The 716-nt window shown below is 78.2% G+C and carries 1 pseudogene; it reads right to left on the minus strand.

The window, feature by feature from the left end:
- Positions 1-627 (minus strand): annotated as a pseudogene (locus ACFP3V_RS18995) (hypothetical protein); the annotation flags it as partial.
- Between the last annotated feature and the right edge of the window lie 89 nt (positions 628-716).

The raw sequence follows: 716 nt of genomic DNA on the forward strand, positions 1-716 counted from the left end.
GGCGACGGACGCGGCGGCGGCGACCTCCTGCTGCGCCTGCGCGGCGACGCCGAGCGCGCCCAGGCGCGCCAGCAGGTCGTCACGGGCGGCAGCGGCCTCGTCGGCGACCAGACGCTCCGTCAGATTGGCCACGGCGGACTCCAGCTGAAGCCCCACCACGGTGCCGGCGTCGGCCTGGGCCTCCAGCTCGGCGATGGCCTCCTCGAACGGGGAGGGCACCGGCTCGGCCTTCTTGCGGGTGGCACGGCGGGTACGCTTCTTCGGCTCCGCCGCGGAGAGCTGGCCGCCCCCGGTGTCCGACGTGCCCGGCGCCTGCTCGCTGGTGCCCTGCGGCTGCGCCGTACCGGAAGCACCGGCGACCTGGGGCTGTGCGGCGGAGACGGCACCGCCGCGCGCGGCCTCCGGCTGCGCCGCGGCGGACGTACCGGCCGGTGTGTCCGCCAGGCCAGCGGCCTCGACGCCGACCTGCTGCTCGGCCGCTGCCGCGGCACCACGGGTGGTCTGCGGCTGCTCCGCGGCGGCAGTGACGGCCGGCGTGTCCGCCACGCTGGGGGCCTCAAGGCCGACCTGCGGCTCTGGCGTGGCCTTCTTGCGGGGGGTGCGGCGGGCGCGCTTCTTCGGCTCCACCGGGGGCTCGGCTCCCGCTGCGGCGTCTCCACCGGAGGCAGCCTCGGGCGGAGAGGCGGCTCCCGCGGCGGCGTTCGGCTCCACCGAGG

The sequence above is a fragment of the Streptacidiphilus monticola genome (genome assembly GCF_042658505.1).
In the GTDB taxonomy this organism is placed as follows: Bacteria; Actinomycetota; Actinomycetes; order Streptomycetales; family Streptomycetaceae; genus Streptacidiphilus; species Streptacidiphilus monticola.